The 17,990-nt window shown below is 72.6% G+C and carries 20 protein-coding genes and 1 riboswitch; of the genes, 7 read left to right on the forward strand and 13 right to left on the reverse strand.

The window, feature by feature from the left end:
• Positions 1-240: 240 nt before the first annotated feature.
• Positions 241-966, forward strand: coding sequence for an NYN domain-containing protein (locus EKO23_RS19915; RefSeq protein WP_246051205.1), 726 nt, complete (start codon positions 241-243; stop codon positions 964-966).
• A gap of 148 nt (positions 967-1,114) precedes the next feature.
• Here EKO23_RS19915 and EKO23_RS19920 read toward each other — a convergent pair whose 3' ends face one another.
• The gene (locus tag EKO23_RS19920; protein ID WP_134719970.1) at positions 1,115-2,626 is read right to left on the reverse strand and encodes a leucyl aminopeptidase; all 1,512 of its coding nucleotides are present in this window, start codon (positions 2,624-2,626) and stop codon (positions 1,115-1,117) included.
• A gap of 31 nt (positions 2,627-2,657) precedes the next feature.
• On the opposite strand from EKO23_RS19920, the gene gcvT reads away from it, so the two are divergent.
• On the forward strand, positions 2,658-3,767 hold the full coding sequence (gene gcvT / locus EKO23_RS19925; protein ID WP_134719972.1) for a glycine cleavage system aminomethyltransferase GcvT: 1,110 nt from the start codon (positions 2,658-2,660) through the stop codon (positions 3,765-3,767).
• A 134-nt stretch (positions 3,768-3,901) separates the two neighbouring features.
• On the opposite strand, the gene EKO23_RS19930 is transcribed toward gcvT, so the two are convergent.
• Genes EKO23_RS19930 through EKO23_RS19955 form a run of 6 tightly spaced genes read right to left on the reverse strand, consistent with a single transcriptional unit; the run spans position 3,902 to position 9,572 of the window.
• Positions 3,902-4,729 carry an adenosylcobinamide-GDP ribazoletransferase gene (locus EKO23_RS19930; protein ID WP_134719974.1) on the reverse strand — a complete coding sequence of 276 codons (828 nt, stop codon included), beginning with the start codon at positions 4,727-4,729 and terminating at the stop codon, positions 3,902-3,904.
• Positions 4,726-5,256, reverse strand: coding sequence for a bifunctional adenosylcobinamide kinase/adenosylcobinamide-phosphate guanylyltransferase (locus EKO23_RS19935; protein ID WP_134719976.1), 531 nt, complete (start codon positions 5,254-5,256; stop codon positions 4,726-4,728). Before EKO23_RS19935 ends, EKO23_RS19930 begins: the two co-directional genes overlap by 4 nt.
• Positions 5,253-6,086, reverse strand: a complete 834-nt coding sequence (locus EKO23_RS19940) for an ECF transporter S component (RefSeq protein ID WP_134719978.1) — start codon at positions 6,084-6,086, stop codon at positions 5,253-5,255. The genes EKO23_RS19935 and EKO23_RS19940 overlap by 4 nt, the downstream gene beginning before the upstream one ends.
• Positions 6,083-7,657 carry an ABC transporter ATP-binding protein gene (locus EKO23_RS19945; RefSeq protein WP_134719980.1) on the reverse strand — a complete coding sequence of 525 codons (1,575 nt, stop codon included), beginning with the start codon at positions 7,655-7,657 and terminating at the stop codon, positions 6,083-6,085. The genes EKO23_RS19940 and EKO23_RS19945 overlap by 4 nt, the downstream gene beginning before the upstream one ends.
• Entirely contained in the window at positions 7,654-8,784 is a 1,131-nt protein-coding gene (locus EKO23_RS19950) for an energy-coupling factor transporter transmembrane component T (protein WP_134719982.1), read from the reverse strand. Before EKO23_RS19950 ends, EKO23_RS19945 begins: the two co-directional genes overlap by 4 nt.
• 20 nt (positions 8,785-8,804) lie before the next feature.
• Positions 8,805-9,572: an SCO2322 family protein gene (locus tag EKO23_RS19955; RefSeq protein ID WP_134719984.1), complete on the reverse strand. Its 768-nt coding sequence runs from the start codon at positions 9,570-9,572 to the stop codon at positions 8,805-8,807.
• A 112-nt stretch (positions 9,573-9,684) separates the two neighbouring features.
• Positions 9,685-9,752, reverse strand: a riboswitch (cobalamin riboswitch).
• 83 nt (positions 9,753-9,835) lie between these two features.
• On the opposite strand from EKO23_RS19955, the gene EKO23_RS19960 reads away from it, so the two are divergent.
• Complete coding sequence (locus EKO23_RS19960; protein WP_134719986.1) at positions 9,836-10,096, forward strand: hypothetical protein; 261 nt, start codon at positions 9,836-9,838, stop codon at positions 10,094-10,096.
• Positions 10,097-10,199: 103 nt separating this feature from the next.
• The gene (locus EKO23_RS19965; protein ID WP_134719988.1) at positions 10,200-11,180 is read left to right on the forward strand and encodes a sulfotransferase family protein; all 981 of its coding nucleotides are present in this window, start codon (positions 10,200-10,202) and stop codon (positions 11,178-11,180) included.
• 14 nt (positions 11,181-11,194) lie between these two features.
• On the opposite strand, the gene EKO23_RS19970 is transcribed toward EKO23_RS19965, so the two are convergent.
• Positions 11,195-12,088, reverse strand: a complete 894-nt coding sequence (locus EKO23_RS19970) for a glycoside hydrolase family protein (RefSeq protein ID WP_134719990.1) — start codon at positions 12,086-12,088, stop codon at positions 11,195-11,197.
• A 10-nt stretch (positions 12,089-12,098) separates the two neighbouring features.
• Positions 12,099-12,926 (reverse strand): acyl-CoA thioester hydrolase/BAAT C-terminal domain-containing protein, encoded by an 828-nt coding sequence (locus tag EKO23_RS19975; RefSeq protein ID WP_134719992.1) that lies wholly within the window; start codon positions 12,924-12,926, stop codon positions 12,099-12,101.
• A gap of 34 nt (positions 12,927-12,960) precedes the next feature.
• Here EKO23_RS19975 and EKO23_RS19980 point away from each other — a divergent pair, with 34 nt between their 5' ends.
• From EKO23_RS19980 to EKO23_RS19990, 3 genes are all read left to right on the forward strand, one after another.
• Entirely contained in the window at positions 12,961-13,527 is a 567-nt protein-coding gene (locus EKO23_RS19980) for a hypothetical protein (RefSeq protein ID WP_134719994.1), read from the forward strand.
• Positions 13,528-13,593: 66 nt separating this feature from the next.
• On the forward strand, positions 13,594-14,403 hold the full coding sequence (locus EKO23_RS19985) for a thymidylate synthase (protein WP_134719996.1): 810 nt from the start codon (positions 13,594-13,596) through the stop codon (positions 14,401-14,403).
• The gene (locus tag EKO23_RS19990) at positions 14,400-14,882 is read left to right on the forward strand and encodes a dihydrofolate reductase (protein WP_134719998.1); all 483 of its coding nucleotides are present in this window, start codon (positions 14,400-14,402) and stop codon (positions 14,880-14,882) included. The genes EKO23_RS19985 and EKO23_RS19990 overlap by 4 nt, the downstream gene beginning before the upstream one ends.
• 4 nt (positions 14,883-14,886) lie before the next feature.
• On the opposite strand, the gene EKO23_RS19995 is transcribed toward EKO23_RS19990, so the two are convergent.
• From EKO23_RS19995 to EKO23_RS20010, 4 genes are all read right to left on the reverse strand, one after another.
• Positions 14,887-15,186 (reverse strand): DUF3303 domain-containing protein, encoded by a 300-nt coding sequence (locus tag EKO23_RS19995; protein ID WP_134720000.1) that lies wholly within the window; start codon positions 15,184-15,186, stop codon positions 14,887-14,889.
• 198 nt (positions 15,187-15,384) lie between these two features.
• Positions 15,385-15,936: a hypothetical protein gene (locus tag EKO23_RS20000; protein ID WP_134720002.1), complete on the reverse strand. Its 552-nt coding sequence runs from the start codon at positions 15,934-15,936 to the stop codon at positions 15,385-15,387.
• A 66-nt stretch (positions 15,937-16,002) separates the two neighbouring features.
• Positions 16,003-16,488: a DUF6328 family protein gene (locus tag EKO23_RS20005; protein ID WP_134720004.1), complete on the reverse strand. Its 486-nt coding sequence runs from the start codon at positions 16,486-16,488 to the stop codon at positions 16,003-16,005.
• A 44-nt stretch (positions 16,489-16,532) separates the two neighbouring features.
• Positions 16,533-17,981 (reverse strand): ArnT family glycosyltransferase, encoded by a 1,449-nt coding sequence (locus tag EKO23_RS20010; protein WP_134720006.1) that lies wholly within the window; start codon positions 17,979-17,981, stop codon positions 16,533-16,535.
• Between the last annotated feature and the right edge of the window lie 9 nt (positions 17,982-17,990).

Genomic DNA, 17,990 nt, shown 5'->3' on the forward strand with positions numbered 1-17,990 from the left:
GAGGTGCCCGGTCTGGATGGTCGAGGTGCCCCGTCTTGTCGGCCGGACTGCCGAGACGTCACACGAGCTGGTCGCCGGGGCAACAGTCGCCCCGGCAACCGGATCGTATGACGTTGCGCGGGACGTCATACGTCCTGGTCGTCCAGGCGTCCGAGCGGTCACAACGGATGACGTTGTCGTGATCGACGTACGCCGGCGCGTGCGACGTGGGACGCTGCGGCGATGGACCCCAGACCTCGGGTGGCGCTGTTGATCGACGCGGATAACGCTCCGGCGTCAAAGCTCGACCTCATCTTGAGTGAACTGTCGACTTTCGGCGAGACCAACGTCCGACGCGCCTACGGCAACTGGACGTCTGGCCACCTCAAGCAATGGTCCGAGCAACTTCACGAGCACGCGATCAAGCCGATGCAGCAGTACGACTACTCGAAGGGCAAGAACGCGAGCGACATGGCGATGGTGGTGGACGCGATGGCGCTCCTCTACACCGATCACCCGGATGCCTTCGCGATTGCGTCGAGCGATGCCGACTTCACACCACTGGTCATGCACCTCCGTGAGAAGGGTGCGGCCGTTTACGGGTTCGGGGAGCAGAAGACACCAGCACCGTTTGTGAGTGCCTGCTCGCGGTTCCTCTATCTCGATCAACTGGACGAGCCGGATGACCCATCGGCCGGAGTGCCCGCTGGCTCCCTGCAAGCGTCGACTGCGGAGCTCAAGGGCGACACCACGTTGGTGAGATTGCTGCGAGGGGCGGTCCAGGCGTCAGCCGACGAGAGTGGTTGGGCGCGGGTCAGTGCCGTCGGCCAACACATTGCAAACCAGTCGTCGTTCGACGCGCGCAATCGCGGGTATGCGAGTCTCAGCCGCCTCATCAAGGCGACGGACTTGTTCGAGCTGAAGGATGAGGCCACGACCGGCGTCGCAGTCCGGGACAAGCGGTGGGGGAAGCCGAAGAAGAGCTGACGCGATGCCGTAAGGCCGCAATTGCAGCCGCACGACAGAGAAATCGGCTGCGAACCTGTCATCCGGCTGCAATTGCGCGGTTGTGACGCTGGCCGGCGAAGACCGCTGTGTCATGCGGCTGCAATTGCAGCCTTGTGACAGTCGGCCGTCAGGCCTCCAGCAACGACTCGAGGTACTCCACCAACGTGGCGACCCCGAAGCCGGTGCCGCCGGTCGGCGTGTAGCCGTGCTCCTTGCCCGGGTTGAAGCCGGGGCCGGCGATGTCGATGTGGCCCCACGGGATGCCGTCGACGAACTCGCGGAGGAACGCGGCGGCGAAGAGGCCGCCGCCCCAGCGGACCCAGTCGTGCTGGGAGATGTCGGCGACCTTGGAGCTCTTGATCCGCTCGTTCATCTCCTCCGGGATCGGCATCGGCCAGACCGACTCGCCGGCGTCGGCGGCGGCCGCGACGAGGGCGTCGCGGATCTCGTCGGTGCCCATGATCGCGGCGACCCGCTCGCCGAGCGCGACCACCATGTGGCCGGTCAGGGTGGCGATGTCGAGGATGACGTCGGGCTTCTCCTCGGCGGCCATCACGAGCGCGTCGGCCATGATCAGCCGACCCTCGGCGTCCGTGTTGGTCATCTCGACGGTGGTGCCGCCGCGGATCGTGAGTACGTCGCCCGGGCGCATGGCCGCGCCGGAGATCATGTTCTCCGCCAGAGGGGCGTACGCCGTGAGCTTGATCGGGAGCCCGAGCTGCGCGACGAGGAAGAGCGTCTGCACGGCCGCCGCGGCGCCGGCCATGTCCTCCTTCATGTGCAGCATCGAGGCGGGCGGCTTGATGGTGTAGCCGCCGGAGTCGTAGGTGATGCCCTTGCCGATGACGGCGACGTGCTTCGTCGCGCCCTCGGGCGACCAGGTCAGCTTCACCATCCGGGGCGGCGTCGCCGAGCTGCCGCCGACCGCGAGGATGCCGCCACAGCCGTCGTCAGCGAGCTGCTTCTCGTCCCACACCTGCACGTCGATCTTCGGGGCGACCCGGCCCTTGGTGACCTCCTTGTGCTGCGCCACGATCGCGTCCGCCATCGACGGCGGGTTGAGGTCGTTGGCCGGCAGGTTCACCCACTGCCGGGCGCGGTTGACCGCGGTCGCGAGCTGCTGCGCACGCTCGAACGCCGCGGTGGCCTCGCCCTGCCGGGCGATGCCGCTGAGCACCACCACGTCGCCGGGCTGCTTGCTCTCCGGACGGGTGTCCTTCTTGTAGGTGTCGAAGGTGTAGGCGCCCAGCACCAGCCCCTCCGTGACCGCGCGCACCAGCTCGGGGGAGTCGGCGGGCAGCGCCACCGCGAGCGACGCCGCGTTCGTGACGGTCCTCGCGACGACCCCGGCCGCGCGGCGTACGGCGGTCGCGTCGACCTTCGCTGCGTCGCCCAGGCCGACCAGCACGAGCAGCGGCGAGGCGATGGTGCCGGAGGTCGGGATCTTCGCGGTCTCGCCGGCCTTGCCGGTGAAGCCGAGGGTCTGCAGCAGCGGCCGGAGCCTGCGGCCGTAGGCCACCGCCACGTCCTGCGCCGCCTCCACCACAGCCGGCCCCTTCGAGGAGGTCGTGACACCGACGACGACGGCGTCGGCACGGGTCTTGGCAGGGCTGGCGCTGCGGAGGGTGTACGTGGTCACGCAGCGCACTCTAGACGGTAGGTTCACGCTCATGACCGATGCACAGCTGCTCACCTCACCGCTGCACGACCGGCACGTCGCCCTGGGTGCGAAGTTCGCCGAGTTCGGGGGCTGGTCGATGCCGCTGGAGTACGCCACCGGGGTGGTCAAGGAGCACACCGCGGTCCGCGAGTCCGTCGGCATCTTCGACGTCAGCCACCTCGGCAAGGCGATGGTCACCGGGCCGGGCGCGGCGGCGTACGTCAACGCCACGCTGAGCAACGACCTCGGCCGGATCCGGCCGGGCAAGGCGCAGTACACCCTGTGCTGCGACGACGCGACCGGCGGGATCGTCGACGACCTGATCGCCTACCTCCAGGACGACGAGCACGTCCTGCTGGTGCCCAACGCCGCCAACACCGCCGAGGTCGTACGCCGGCTCCGCGCCGAGGCACCCGAGGGTGTCGAGATCACCGACCACCACACGACGTACGCCGTCCTGGCGGTGCAGGGCACCAAGTCGGACGAGGTGCTCGACAGGGTCGGCCTGCCGACCGGCCACGAGTACATGTCGTTCGAGGAGGCCCAGTTCGGCGGCACCGGCGTGGTGGTCTGCCGCACCGGCTACACGGGCGAGCGGGGCTACGAGCTGATCGCCCGCAACGACGTCGCCGGCGAGCTGTGGGACGCGCTGGTCGCGGCCGGCGAGGAGTTCGGCCTGCTCGCGTGCGGACTCGGCGCCCGCGACACCCTGCGCACCGAGATGGGCTACCCGCTGCACGGGCAGGACATCTCCCTCGACGTCACCCCCAACCAGGGCCGGGTCGGCTGGGCGGTCGGCTGGAAGAAGGACCGGTTCTGGGGTCGCGAGGTGTTGCTCGCCGAGCGCGAGCAGGGGCCGGAGCGGCTGCTGCGCGGGCTGCTGGCCACCGGCCGTGGCATCCCGCGTCCGGGCATGAGCGTGACCCTGGCTGCCGACGTACCTCTGTGCGACGTCACCTCCGGCACCTTCTCGCCGACGCTGAAGAAGGGCATCGGCCTGGCGCTGCTGCCGTCCTTCGTCGAGGAGGGCGCCGAGGTCGGCGTCGACGTCCGCGGCCGGCGCGAGATCTTCACGGTCGTGAAGCCGCCGTTCGTGGACACCTCGGTCCGCGAGTCCTGACCCCGCGCGCGGCGACCGATGGTTGAGGAGGGCGTTCTGCGCCCGTCTCGAAACCAGCCCTGCAAGCCCGGGCACCTCGGCCATCAAGACCGGGCACCTCGGCCATCAAGACCGGGCACCTCGGCGGGGACGGGTCAGGGGAGCAGGAGGGCGGGGACCAGCAGCATGGTGGTGAAGGCGACCTCGACGCCGGCGCCGTAGGTGTCGCCGGTGAGGCCGCCGAACCGGGCGGCGCAGCGACGGGCGAGGAGCAGGGCCGCTGCGACGGCGACGGCGGCCGCGATCGGCACTGCCAGCGCGACCGCCGGCCACTCGCCGCTGCCGGCGAACCAGAAGTACCCGGTGCTGCGGGGCAGCGGGCCCTGGTACTGCATGTCGGTCAGCAGGGCGGCCAGGGCAAGCCCGACCACCACGGCGACGAGCGCCGAGCCGGCGGCCGCAACGGTCGGTACGACGCCCGCGAACGACACCCCGAGCCCGTCGCGGCGCGCGGGAGGGAACGCCGCGGTGCACAGCAGCGGCAGCACGCCGCGGCTCACCAGGAGCGCGGCGAGGAGAACCCCGGGCCCGGTGCCGGTCGCGACCAGCACCGCCAGCGACGCGACCTGGACCAGCAGCACCAGCGCCAGCGTCACGACGCCGAACGGCCCGACGTCCGAGCGGCGCATCACCGCGAGCGCGTGGTCACCCGTGCGACCGGACCCGAGCCCGTCGGCGGTGTCGGCCAGGCCGTCGAGGTGGAGGCCGCGGGTCAGCAGCGCGAGCGCGGCCACGGCCAGCGCGGCCAGCAGCAGCGGTGGCACGTCGAGGAGCAGCAGCAGGACGAGGGGTACGGCGAGCAGCAGCCCGGCCAGGGGTGCGAGCAGCATCGCGCGCGCCGCCGTACGGCGGTCGACGGACGTGGGAGCCGGCACCCGCAGCGCGGTCAGGGTCCCGAGGCAGAGGCGGAGGGCGTCGCTCACAGGCGGACAGTACGGCCGGCGATGCACCACAGCACGTCGCCACACGCGTCGGCCGCGCGGAGGTTGAGCACGCCCATCTCGTCGCGGAACCGACGGCCGGACGCCGTCGCCGGCACCACGCCCTGCCCGACCTCGTTGGTGACCAGCACGACGTCCCGCGGGGTCACGGCGACCGCCGCCACGAGCGCGTCCACCTCGTCGTGGACCGCGTCCTCGGCCGTCTCCGCCCAGGTGTCGTCGTCCCAGCCGCCGTGCCGGTCGATCACCCGGGTCAGCCACAGCGTCAGGCAGTCCACCAGCAGCGGGCCGCCGTCCTCGGTGAGCAGCGCGGCCAGGTCGAGGGTCTCGACCGTCGACCAGGTTGCGGGCCGCCGGGCCCGGTGCGCGACCACGCGCGTGGTCCACTCGGGGTCGTGGTCGGCGGGGTAGGCGGTCGCCACGTAGGTCACCCCGGCGGTGTCGGCGAGCAGCGCCTCGGCCGCCCGGGACTTGCCGGACCGGGCGCCGCCGATCACCAGCGTCCTCATCGAGGCTCCGCGACGGCGTCGGGGGAGGCGTGCGGGACGAATGCCGGCGACGCGTCGAACGCCGCCCGCCGTGACACCCGGCGCAGGGCGCGCAGCAACGGCGCCCCGGCCAGCAGCAGGAGCAGGAACGTGAAGATCCCGCGCGACACGTCCCAGATCGCGGAGGTGATCACGTAGTAGCGGGCGTAGTTCGCCAGGTTCACCGCGGCCGCCGCACCGGGCTCGAAGCTCTGCCCGTCGCCGTAGAGCCCGAACGGCCAGAACCACAGGTTCATCAGCGCGCCGTAGACCAGGCCGAGAACGAAACCGACGCCGGCGAGCATGAGGATCTCGGAGCGCCCGCGCACCCGCGGCAGCGAGCCGGACAGGAACCCGATCCAGCCCGCGGCCATCATCTGGAACGGCAGCCACGGCCCGACCCCGCCGGTGAGCAGGGCCCCGACGAACAGCGTCAGGCAGCCCTGGACGAAGCCGAACCCACGGCCGAACACCCGACCGCCGAGCATGATCACCGCGAACGACGGCTCGAGCCCGGCGACCCCGGGGGACAGGGCGCGCAGCGCGCCGCCGACCGAGGCGAGCATGCCGAGCAGTGCGATCGCCTTCGCGTCGATGCCGCCGGCGTTCAGCTCGGCCAGCACGATCACCGCGAGCAGCGGGAGCACCAGCACGAACACCCACGGCGCGTCGGAGCCGTGCGCCCCGGCCTCGCTGCCACCGGAGGGGTCGAGCACGAACGGCCACCCGAACGCCGCCAGCGTCACCACCGACGCGATGACCAGGGCCAGGGTGGCGCCGGTGTGGAAGCGCACCGCGCGGACGTCGCTCATGCTCTGGCCTCCGCCAGGGCGCCGGCGACGTCGGCCGCGGTGAGCCACGCCTGCGGCGCCATGATCTTGGCGACCTGCGGCGCGAACGCGGGGGAGGAGACCACCACGTCCGGGGCGGCGCCGTCCGCGACCACCTCGCCGTCGGCCAGCACCACCACCCGGGTGGCGACCTCGGCGACCAGCTCCACGTCGTGGGTCGCGAGCACCACCCCGTGCCCGGTGCCGGCGAGGTCGCGCAGCACCTCGACCAGCCGGCGCTTCGCGAGGTAGTCCAGCCCCCGGGTCGGCTCGTCGAGCAGCACCAGCCGGGGCGCCGCGACGAGCACGATCGCCAGCGCCAGCGAGAGCTTCTGCCCCTCGGACAGGTCCCGCGGGTGGTGGTCGCCGTCGATCCCCGGCGAGAGCCGGTCGAGCAGGGCGCGGGTGCTGCCGCCGGGCACCTTGGCGTCACGGTCAGCGGTGGCGCACTCGGCCCGCACGGAGGCGGCGTACAGCAGGTCGGAGGGGACCTGCGGCACCAGCCCGACCTCTCCCGCGGTGACCTTGCCGGACGACGGCTTGTGCAGCCCGACCAGCGACCGGAGCAGGGTCGACTTGCCGGCGCCGTTGCGTCCCATCACCGCCACGATCTCGCCGGAGCGCACGCCGAGCGTGATCCCGTTCAGCACCGGCCGCCGGGGGTAGCCGGCGACCAGGTCCTTCGTCGCGGCGACCTCGCCGTTGACGGCGTGCGCCCGGTGCTCGGGCGGCCGTACGGCGGTCAGCCGCCCGCGCAGGTCGACCGAGCGGCGGCGGGCGTCGCGGACGGTGAGCGGCAGCGGCGACCAGCCGGCGGCGAGGCCGAGCTCGACCACCGGCGGCGCGATCGGCGTCGTGGCGAGCACGTCGGCCGGGGCGCCGTCCTCGACCGGCAGCGCGCCGCCCGGCACGTGCACGATGCGGTCCACGAACTGCACCACCCGCTCGAGCCGGTGCTCGGCGAGGACCACGGTGAGCCCGAGGTCGTGCACCAGCCGCTGCAGTGTGGCCAGCACCTCCTCGGCGGCGAGCGGGTCGAGCGCCGAGGTCGGCTCGTCCAGCACCAGGACCCGCGGATGCGTGGTCAGCACCGCGCCGATCGCGACCCGCTGCTGCTGCCCGCCGGAGAGCTGGGCGAGCGGCTGGTGGCGCAGGCCGGCCAGGCCGAGCAGGTCGAGGGTCTCCTCGACCCGCTTGCGCATGACGTCGGGGGCGATGCCCAGCGACTCCATGCCGTAGGCCAGCTCGTCCTCCACGTTGTCGGTGACGAACCCGGCCATCGGGTCCTGCCCGACGAACCCGACCACGTCGGCGAGGTCGCGCGGGCGGTGGGTGGCGGTGTCGCGGCCGTCGACGACGACGCGGCCGGCCAGGGTGCCGCCGGAGAAGTGCGGCACCAGCCCGTTGAGCGCCCGCAGCAGTGTCGACTTGCCGCTGCCGGTGCGGCCCATGACCAGCACCATCTCGCCCTCGGGGATCCGCAGGTCGACGTCGGAGAGCACGGCGGTGGCGGCGCCGGCGTAGGTCACGCTGACCCGGTCCAGCTCGATCACACGGCCACCTCCTCGGGGACGGGTCCGGGCAGCCCCTCGTGGGTGGGCAGCGGCAACGGCGGCGCGAGCACCGCCGGCAGCAGCGCGACCAGGATGCCGAGGCAGGCCAGCGGCGGCACCGGCGGTACGTCGAGCGGCGAGGCCAGCACCAGCGTCGTGGCGTCGACCCGGACCTGCCAGAACGTCATCACCGCGGCGGTGGCTCCCGAGGCGACCACCAGCCACTCGGGCAGCGCCCACGGGTCGGGGCGGTAGCGGGTGCGGCCGGTGCGTCGCCCGCCGAGCACCAGCGCGACCGCGACCAGGCCGAGCCCGACCACCAGCGCGGGCAGCCCGATCCAGCTGCCGGCCTCGCCGCCGAGCAGGCCGTAGAGGCCGAGGCACACACCGAGCATCCCGGCGACCACGAGGGCGGAGGTGACCCGGCGGGCGCGAGGGTCCGCGACCGTCGTACGGCCGTAGCCGCGGGAGTCCATCGCCGCCGCGAGGTCGACCGAGCGCTCGAGGGCACCCTCGACGATCGGCATCGCCAGCCGCCCGAAGCGGCGGAACCGGCCGATGTCGCCGCCGCGCAGCCGGGCCGCCTCACGCACCCGCTTCGCGTCGACGACCAGCTGCGGCGCGAAGGTCAGCGCGATCACGCAGGCGATGCCGATCTCGTAGAGCGCCGCCGGCACGTACCGCAGCAGCTGTCGGGCGCTGCCCAGCGCGTTCGCCGCGCCGATGCAGCAGAAGATCGTGGCCAGCTGGAGCGACACGTAGAACGCGCTCAGCAGCGCCTCGAGCGTGACCTCGCCGCCGATCTTGATCCCGGCCGCCTCCGGCAGCGCGATCTCCGGGAGCGTGAACAGCACGGTCAGCCCCTGCGCGTGCCCGGAGAACAGCACCTGGAAGACCAGGTGCACCGCGATCACGATCAGCGACAGCCGGAAGAACAGGCCGTACGACGCGGCCCACGGCGAGGTGGACTTGCGGGCACTAACCACGAACCAGGTGACGGCGATGATCAGCGCCAGCGGCACCGGGTTGAGGGTGCGGCTGGCCGCGGCGGCCAGCCCGAGCGCCCACAGCCACCACGCCCCCGGGTGCAGGGCCCGGGGGTGGGTGATCAGGTGCTGGGGGCGCATCGGGCCGGTCCGTCCGCCGGTCAGCTGGCCCGGGCGCGACGCTGGAGGACGAAGCCGCCGGCGCCGATCGCGAGCACGAGGACCGCGAGGCCGATCAGCAACGGCGTGTTGCTGTCGTCGTCCTCGTCGGAGGTGGAGGCGGCGGAGGTGTCGGAGGAGCCGTCGGCGGCCGGGCTCTCGTCACCGATCCCGGTGAACGCGACCGGCGCGCCGTCGGCCGGGGTGCCCTGGTCGGCCTTCTCGTCCGCGCAGCCGGTGGCCGGGTAGCCGCTGATGCCGCACAGCAGCGGTCCGAACGACGACTTCTGGGTCCGGACGTCCGGGGCGACCGCCTGGAGGGTCTGCAGCCCGTTGGCCTTGGCCGGCACGACCGCGCACAGCGCCTCGGGCTCCGGCGGGGTGCTGCCGGTCGGGGCGTCCTGCTCGACCCCGTAGTCGATCAGCACCGCGACCCGCTTCTCGTCGGCGGCCGCGGTCTTGTCGCCGCAGACGGCGTCGAAGGTGACCTCGGTGAGGTCGGCGCGGGGGAGGTTGGGCTTGTCGTAGTTCGCCGGGGCGGCCCAACGGTAGCCCTCGATGTCGCCGTCCTTCGGGGTGGCGCCGGCGGGACCGGTCTGCTGGGCGACGAAGGCGCCGTCCTTGACCGTGAAGTACGCCCAGTAGCGGTAGACGTCGGCGGCCTGGGCGGTCGACGAGGTGCCGACCGTGACGAAGCCCGCCAGCAGCAGGCTGAGCAGGGGGAGCAGCGCCGTACGAACGGCGCGTCGGGAGGGGTGACGCGATGGCATGGGGCGGATGCCCTTCTGTTGTGCGGTACACAGACGGGGACCGGACCGTAGATGCGTCAGCCCGGCTCCGTTCCGCAGACCTCGACGGTGGTGTGGAGCCGCATTCCCCTCCGGTGTTCCGGCTCACCCCTGGTCGGGGCCTACGGTTGCGGGTCAGCGCCGGCTTCGGACCGGCTTCCCCGGAGTGGGATGTGGTGGTACGTCGCGAAATCTGCCACCGCGTCTTCGGTTTCGTCAAAGGCCCGCGACGTTAGTCTCGACACATGGCAAAGCTTCCCGACGAGCCTCCGACCTTCCGTCCGTCGAGCGCGGTCCCGCGCGCGTGGCGGTGGCGGCTGCAGGACGCCTCCGGCGAGGAGGTCGCGATCACCGGCGAGCTGGCCGGGCAGAGCTTCTCCAGCCAGGCGGACGCGGAGTCGTGGGTGGGGGAGTTCTACACCGACCTGGCCGAGCAGGGCGTGGACACGGTGACCCTGGTCGAGGCCGACCGGGTGGTCTACGGGCCGATGAGCCTGCACCCCTGACCCGGCTGCGGGATCAGGCCGGGTGCGGGATCAGGCCGGGTGCGGGATCAGGCCGGGTGCGGCCCTTGGCTCAATCTGTTGTAAGTGAGTAAACTTTGGGGGCATGACGACGAGGTCAGCACGTCGACCGCCCGACTTCTTCCTGATCGGCGCGCCCAAGGCCGGCACCAGCGCCCTGCACGCGGCGCTGGCCCAGCACCCGGGTCTGTTCCTGTCCCCGGTCAAGGAGCCGAAGTACTACATGTGCGGCGACAGCCCGCCGCCGGCGTACAAGGGACCGGGTGACGCGCACTCCAACCAGGAGTGGATCTGGCAGCGCGAGCGCTACCTCGACCTCTTCGCCGACGCGCCGCAGAGCGCGCTGCGCGGCGAGAGCACGCCGTTCTACCTCTACAACCGCGACGCCCGCCGCCGGATCGCTGCCGACGCCCCGCACGCCCGGCTGATCGCGGTCCTGCGCGACCCGGTCGACCGCGCGTACTCGAACTGGATGCACCTCTGGATGGACGGCCTCGAACCGCGCGCCGACATCGTCGAGGCGGTACGTCGCGAGCCCGAACGCATCGACAACGGCTGGGCGCCCTTCTGGCACTACCAGGGTCTCGGGATGTACGGCCGCCAGGTGGCCGACCTCCTCGACCACGTGCCGCGCGAGCAGGTGCTGCTGCTGCGCTACCGCGAGCTGGTCTCGGACCCGTCGGCGACGCTGGACCGGGTCTTCGGGTTCCTGGGTGTCGACTCGGCGCAGGTGAGCACGATCCCGTCCGACAACTCGCGCTCGTTCGTCCAGGACGGTCCGCGGACCCGCACCATCGGCCCGGTGATCCGGGCCGGCGCCGCCGTCGGGCAGTTCCTCCCGCCGGAGGTCTGGCGTCGGGTCAGCAAGCCGCTGGTCGCCCAGCTGCACCGCAACGGCGACTCCCACCGGCCCAAGCTCACCCCCGAGCAGCGCACGGCGCTGGTCGAGCCGCACCTACCCGACATCGAGCTGCTCGAGCGGGTCACCGGGGAGTCGTTCGAGGACTGGAAGGGCTACCGCGACGGCGGCTCCTTCGAGAGCCGGCGGTCCGCCGCCCGGGCCTGAGGCCCCGGCCGGGGTCATCCGCTGACGCTGGTGACCAGGTCGTGCGCGCCGTCGGGCCTGGCGACCTCGAAGTAGAAGCGCGTGCGGCCGTCGTCGAGTCGGACCGCGGTCGCGTAGCGAAGCGCCCCGTCCGAGTGCGGCGACCGGGCCACCGGCCCGGCCGGGTCCGCCACCAGCAGGCCGGTCCCGTTGCCCCGGGCCAGTCCCGTGACCTCGTGCCAGTTGTCCTCGGCGCGGGCGCGACCGTCGTACAGGACGATCAGCGGGCTGAGGTCGAGCACCGCGGTGACCCGGGCACCCCGGGCGTCCCACGCGCCTTCGCGGGGGAGCAGGGCGGTGCCCCGGCGGGTCCAGGCCAGGCCGTCGGCGGAGGTGGAGTACGCCGTCCGCATGCGGTCCTCGTGGCCGACCTCGGTGAGCGGGTGCTCGGTGGTCCACAGGTGCCACTGGCCGTCCTCGACCACGATCACCGGGTCCTTGACCGCCACCTCGTCGTCCCCGGCGACGACCACCGTGCGAGTGCCGTCAGGCAGGCCCTCGGGGGTGTCCGCGTCCAGCGCCTCGATCCACCAGTGCTTCGACCCGGGGGTCGCGCAGCTGAGGTAGAGCCGCCAGCCGCCGTCGGGCCGGCGCAGCACCACCGGACGCTCGAACGACTCGGCGCCGAAGTCGTCCCGCCAGACCTCGGTGACGGTCTCGAAGCGGACGCCGTCGGCGCTGCGTGCGACCACGGTCGAGACGCCGCGGCCCTCGGCGATCGGGCGGCGGACCCGGTAGGCCAGCCAGACGTCGCCGTCGACGAGCACGGCGCTCGCGGCGCCGGCCCAGTTCCCGGGCCCGGGGGCCGGGGCGGGCACCACCACCTCGGCGCGGTCGAGGTCGGGGAGCGGGAGGGTGGCGATCGTCATGGGCTCAAGTCTACAGAACGACTCGACTTTCGAGCGTGAGCAGCGCGTCGAGGGTGGCCCGGCCGTGCTCGGCGTCCGCCTCCGGGGTGCCGCCGCGGGGGAAGCCCGGCCGGTCGGGAGCGGGCTGCTCGCCTGGCAGGACCACGCGGTGGCCGGCCCGGGGATGGACGACGTACGTCGTGTCCAGGCCGGCGGCCCGGCGCCGGGCGACGATCCGCTCGGCGAAGTCGGTCGCCTGCCAGACCCGGTCGTCGCCGCCGGCGGCCACCAGCACCCGGGCCGCGATCCGCTCGACCGGGATCTCGTACGCCGCCGGGTCGGGGCAGGCGGCCAGGCTCGCCTCGTGGACCGACCGGGCGTCGGGGAAGTCGCCGCCCGCGGTCTGGTCGACGTACGCCATGCCCGGGAGCGGCTCGCCGTGCCAGGTCCACTTGGCGTCGCGCACGGGGTGGTCGGCGTCGGAGAGGTCGGCAGTCTCCCAGACGTACGCCGTCGGGGCCAGCGCCGCGACCACGTCGACGCGGCGATCGCGGACGGCCAGCAGCAGCGCCGCCTCGGCGCCGAAGGACGTGCCGAGCACCCCGATCCGGGGGGCGATCGAGGCCAACCGGTCCAGACAGGAGAGGAGCGCGTCCAGCGGCACCCGGCGCGGGGTCGGTGGCAGTCCGGGGGCGCCGAACCACGGCACCGCCCAGGCAGCGATCCCGTGCCGGGAGAGGGCCCGCGCCCGCTCGTGCTCCACCCGGCCGGAGGATCCGGAGAGCACCAGAAGGGCCATGCCCGGTGTCCGGTCGGACGGGATCTGCGGGCCGTCGTCCGGAATGTCGGCGTTTCGCACTGCGTCATGCAACCACGGCCCTACCTTCGGACTCGTGAGCACCACAGTGGTATCGGGTCCACGGGTCCGCGTCACGGCGGCTGTGCTGGTCGTGGCGTGGATGGTCGTCGCCGTCGTCGAGGTCTCCCGACTTCCCACGTTCGGCTCGTTCACACTGCTCGATCTCGTCGTCCGCGGCGCCCTGTGGGCCGGCGTCGGGTTCGCGACGATCAACGTCGCCTGGCGCGAGGGCTGGCGCCGTGGCGCACCGACGGCGGGCCTGGTCGTGCTGGCCGTGCTCGTCGGCTACAACTGGTCGGTGCTGGCCCCGCGGGCCTACTTCGAGACGCACAAGCCGCTCTACGACCAGGCAATGGGTGTCTCGATCGGTCGGGCCTACTACGGCAGCTCGCTGGGGTGGTACCGCCCGCTGACCACCAACGGCAAGGCGTCCCGCACGCCCACCGGCATGTTCTTCCCGCAGTGGATCGGCACCCCGGACGACGCCGGCGGCTACCTGTGGTCGCCGCTGGAGTCACCCAGGGGCGTGGACCTGTACGGCGCGCGCTGCCTCCACCCGGTCGACCTCGGGGACGGCTGGTGGATGTGCGGGATGGACTGAGCCGGGCCGTGTCCGCATCGGCACGGCGGCCCGGTCCGGGCTGGCCCGCGACGTAGGCTGCACAGCGTGCAGGCCTACCTCGATCTCCTCCAGCGGGTCCTCGACGACGGCGTCGAGAAGGGCGACCGCACCGGCACCGGGACCCGGTCCGTGTTCGGTCACCAGATGCGCTTCGACCTGGCCGCCGGGTTCCCGCTGGTGACCACCAAGAAGATCCACACCCGCAGCGTGTTCGGCGAGCTGCTGTGGTTCCTCCGCGGCGACACCAACGTCAAGTGGCTCCAGGACCGCGGCATCACGATCTGGGACGAGTGGGCCGACGAGGACGGCGACCTCGGGCCGGTCTACGGCTACCAGTGGCGGTCGTGGCCGGCCCCGGACGGCCGACACATCGACCAGATCGGGCAGCTCGTCGAACAGATCCGCCGTGACCCCGACAGCCGTCGCCACATCGTCAGCGCGTGGAACGTCGCCGACATCCCGCAGATGGCGCTCGCGCCCTGCCACGCGCTGTTCCAGTTCTACGTCGCCCCGTCGGACGACGGGCCGGGGACGCTGTCCTGCCAGCTCTACCAGCGCAGCGCCGACGTGTTCCTCGGCGTCCCGTTCAACATCGCGTCGTACGCCCTGCTCACGCACATGGTCGCCCAGGTGACCGGGCTCGGTGTCGGCGACTTCGTGCACACCCTCGGCGACGCCCACCTCTACACCAACCACCTCGAGCAGGCCCGGCTCCAGCTGACCCGCGAGCCGCGGCCGCTGCCGACGCTCCGGCTCGACCCGTCGGTGACCGAGCTCGACGCGTTCGACCTCGAGCACATCTCGGTCGAGGGCTACGACCCGCACCCCGGCATCAAGGCGCCGATCGCCGTATGACTCCCGCGTCCAAGCGCGTCGTCCTGGTGGCGGCGGTGGCCGAGAACGGCGTCATCGGTCTCGACGGAGACATCCCGTGGAGCATCCCCGAGGACCTCAAGCACTTCCGCGCGGTCACCCGCGACAACACGGTGGTGATGGGCCGGCGCACCTTCGAGTCGATCGGGCACCCGCTGCCGTTCCGCACCAACGTCGTGGTCACCCGCGACCGGACCTGGTCGTACGACGGGGTGTTCGTCGCCCACGACGTCGACGAGGCGATCGCGCTGGCCCAGGACTTCCCCGGAGACGTGATGGTGATCGGCGGCGCACAGATCTACGCCGCCGCCATGCCTCGGGCGACGCACCAGGTGCTGACCGAGGTACGGCAGCGGCCCGACGGGGACACGACGTACCCCGTCTGGGACCGTGCCGCGTGGGTGGAGACGAAGCGCGAGCCCCACGAGGGCTTCGACTTCGTGTGGTGGGAGCGGGGCTAGGGCCTCACTGGACGGAGGCCAGGAACGCCACGGCCTCGGTGTCGATCGCGGCAGTGTCCGCGATCTCGAGCACCGGGTGGACGGCGAAGTCGAACCATGCGGTGAACGGGGCGGTGTCCTTCGCAATCAGTCGCGGGTCGTCGGTCTCGACCACCGCGAACCCGCCCTGGCCGTCGATCCGGCCGAGGAACTCCTTGAAGTCAGCGCCTTGCGACGGCGACCACTTTCCGAATACCTGGAGGCTGCGGGCGACGCTCTCTTCCGTGAGGCTCGCTCGTGGGGTCCAGCTGATGACGTACTTCATCGCAACCCTCCTCGGGCTGTTGGTGTGGGGGAACGCCTTCGACGCTAGACCCGGGCCGGATCGACGGCCATGGCGTCTTCGAGCCAACTTCGTTCACAGGAGCAGACCAGCCAGCTCCCGCTCGGCGATGCCGTCGCGGGGCACCGGCGCGGCCACGTCCCTGCCGCGACCGACCGCCCGATCCTCTGAATTGTCCGGTCACCCACCGTCGGCGCCGGGCGCCGAGGAGTCCGTGGGGGCGAGCTGGGAGTCGATCTCGACCTGGTCCCGGTCCGCAGCGCTGGATCGCCGGTCCTGCTCCGAGGAGCTCCGGTCCTCGGCGGCCGCTGCGCGATCGGTCCTGGCGGCGGAGCGGTCCCGTTCGGTCTCTCGCCGGTCGTGCTCCGCCTGTCGCCGCTGTCCGCGCGAGTCGTCGAGAAACCCCCGGAGCTCCTGTCGCACCCAGTCGGCCTCCGACCGGGCGACCTCGAGGTCGATCAACGCCTGCTGGTAGACGGACTGGCTGCGGGCCCGCCGCCGCGTGGCGCGCTTGCGCACCTCGTCCGACGAGGCCGACACCTCCTCGGCCCACAGCCGGTCTCGCACCGCCTGCTCACGCTGTCGGGCTCTCGTGTCGCGCTCCCGGGCCCGGGCGTCGCGGTTCGTGGCCTCCTCGTCGCGCAGGCTGCTCCGGGTGTCCCTGGCCTCGGCCCGCCGGTCCCGCTCGACGCCGCGCTCGTCGCGCTCGTCGCCGGAGGAACGCTCGGTCATGTGCCCAAGGTACGCCCCAAACCGGGACCGGCGAATCCGTCCGCTCGGGCCGACGGGACGGCCGGTTCACTTCCAGCCCGCCGGCGGATGAGCACGCAGCGGGACGACCACCCACAGCAGCAGGTAGCCGAGGAAGGCGGCGGCCGAGGCGACGACCCCGGCGGTGCGGCCGAGGGTGAGGTCGAAGGCGAGGAAGACCACGCCGCACATCGTGAGCGCGGCCAGCACCAGTCCGGTGCGCGCGATCCGGTTGGCGGTCTCGACCAGCCACGGCCGTCGGCCGCGGCGGAACAGGATCCGGTGGTAGGCGATCGGGGCCAGCACCGCCATCGTGGCGCTGACCGCGCAGCCCAGCACGACCAGGTACGCCGTCCGCTCGACGTCGTCGAGGGTGTCGAACTTGTCGGTGAACGGCACCGCGAGCAGGAAGCCGGTGAGCACCTGCACACCGGTCTGAGTCGACCGCAGCTCCTGGACCAGCTCGGTCCAGTTGCGGTTGATCGTCTGCTCGGGGATGCCGTCGGTCGGCGGCTCCGGTTCGGATGTGGCCACACGGGCACGCTAGCCGGGGCGGACGGTCCCGGGGATCGCCCGTTTCAGCCGAGGACCTGCACGTCGGTCCAGTCCGGCCGGAACCCGCGGCACACCCACACGGGCGCGCCCTGCTCGTCGTTGTCGACGTCCTCGACGTTCTCGAGGCGGCGGGCAAGAGTGGCCTCGTCGCACCAGCGCCCGGCGGTGGCCGGGTCGACGCCCACCAGCACCAGCACGTCGCGCCGATCCGGACCGCCGAGGTACCAGAAGCCGTTGTGCCCGCTGGACACGTCGAGCGAGGGCGCGTAGCGGACCAGGGCGCCCGCCTCACCGTAGTTCGAGGTCACCACCGAGTCGGTGCCCGCAGCCTCGGCGACCGCGCGCACCTGGGCGACGTACATCGGCCAGCCGACCTGCTCGCCCATGTCGTAGTTGACGTCCACCACGAACGCCGGAGGCGGGTCCGGGTGCCAGGGGACGAACAGCAGCACGGAGACCGCGGCCGTGGCCACGAAGACGATCCCGCCCACGACGCGTCGCCAAGCCGCCCGCCTCAGCCAGGCCAGCAGCGGCACCGACCCGGCGGCGACCAGGACCGGGTAGAGCCCGGCCAGGTAGTAGGCCTTGGCGCCGGTGACGGTGAACCAGAAGCCCAGCACGACGTACGCGACGGCGAACGCCCGGAACCGGCGTACGGCGGGGTCCCGGAACAGGCGGACCAGTCCCGGGATCCAGGCGGCGGCCCCGGCGGGACCCATGATCCCGAGCTGGGTCGGCCAGAATGCTGCGCGCTCGGTGCTGGTGCCCGAGCCGCCCTCGGCGATCGCCCGGGCCAGGTCGAGCTGCGGCCAGCCGTGCGCGGCCTGCCAGCCCAGGAACGGCGCGGCCAGCGCGAGCGAGATCGCGGCCGACAGCAGGGCCCACCAGGTCGCCAGCACGTCGCGGGCCGTGAGCAGCACGCCCACCAGCAGGCCGACGAGGAGGAAGACCACCAGCACCTTGATCTCGAGCGCCACCCCGGCGGTGACGCCCAGCACCACCCAGCTCCGCGGCGACGGGTCGCGGAGGTGGCGGAGCACGAGCAGCGTGATCACGGTCCACGCGAGCACGTCGAACGTCGTGGTGGAGAACAGGTGCCCGGTCGCGAAGGTGAGCGAGCCGACCGCCACCAGGGCCGCGGCGAGCCCCTGCGCCCGGCGATCGGCACCGAGCTCGCGGGCGAGCACCCCGGTCAGGATGACCACCGCCGCCATCGCCAGCGCCGGCAGCACGCGGAGGGCGACCAGCGACTCGCCGGTCGACCACGAGATCGCGTGCGCGAGCAGCGGCACCGGGGCCGGCTGGTCCGGGGCCCCCAGATGCGGATGGGCGCCGATCGCGAGGAAGTAGAGCTCGTCACGGTGGTAGCCGTAGCTGCCGGCCGACGCCAGCAGCACGAGGAACGCCCCGACCGCCCACGGCAGGGCGGGGGAGCGGAGCCACCGGGCAGCGCTCCCGTGCCCAGAGGTCATGCCCCGATT

It is taken from the genome of Nocardioides guangzhouensis, from assembly GCF_004519545.1.
Classification (GTDB): Bacteria; Actinomycetota; Actinomycetes; order Propionibacteriales; family Nocardioidaceae; genus Nocardioides; species Nocardioides guangzhouensis.

Excerpts from the sequence above, each read along its gene's own strand:
- EKO23_RS19970 (WP_134719990.1), bottom strand. The coding sequence starts at position 12,088 with ATGACGATCGCCACCCTCCCGCTCCCCGACCTCGACCGCGCCGAGGTG.
- EKO23_RS19955 (WP_134719984.1), bottom strand. The coding sequence starts at position 9,572 with ATGCCATCGCGTCACCCCTCCCGACGCGCCGTTCGTACGGCGCTGCTC.
- EKO23_RS19935 (WP_134719976.1), bottom strand. The coding sequence starts at position 5,256 with ATGAGGACGCTGGTGATCGGCGGCGCCCGGTCCGGCAAGTCCCGGGCG.
- EKO23_RS20010 (WP_134720006.1), bottom strand. The coding sequence starts at position 17,981 with ATGACCTCTGGGCACGGGAGCGCTGCCCGGTGGCTCCGCTCCCCCGCC.
- EKO23_RS19940 (WP_134719978.1), bottom strand. The coding sequence starts at position 6,086 with ATGAGCGACGTCCGCGCGGTGCGCTTCCACACCGGCGCCACCCTGGCC.
- EKO23_RS19965 (WP_134719988.1), top strand. The coding sequence starts at position 10,200 with ATGACGACGAGGTCAGCACGTCGACCGCCCGACTTCTTCCTGATCGGC.
- EKO23_RS19990 (WP_134719998.1), top strand. The coding sequence starts at position 14,400 with ATGACTCCCGCGTCCAAGCGCGTCGTCCTGGTGGCGGCGGTGGCCGAG.
- EKO23_RS19960 (WP_134719986.1), top strand. The coding sequence starts at position 9,836 with ATGGCAAAGCTTCCCGACGAGCCTCCGACCTTCCGTCCGTCGAGCGCG.
- EKO23_RS19950 (WP_134719982.1), bottom strand. The coding sequence starts at position 8,784 with ATGCGCCCCCAGCACCTGATCACCCACCCCCGGGCCCTGCACCCGGGG.
- gcvT (WP_134719972.1), top strand. The coding sequence starts at position 2,658 with ATGACCGATGCACAGCTGCTCACCTCACCGCTGCACGACCGGCACGTC.
- EKO23_RS20000 (WP_134720002.1), bottom strand. The coding sequence starts at position 15,936 with ATGACCGAGCGTTCCTCCGGCGACGAGCGCGACGAGCGCGGCGTCGAG.
- EKO23_RS19995 (WP_134720000.1), bottom strand. The coding sequence starts at position 15,186 with ATGAAGTACGTCATCAGCTGGACCCCACGAGCGAGCCTCACGGAAGAG.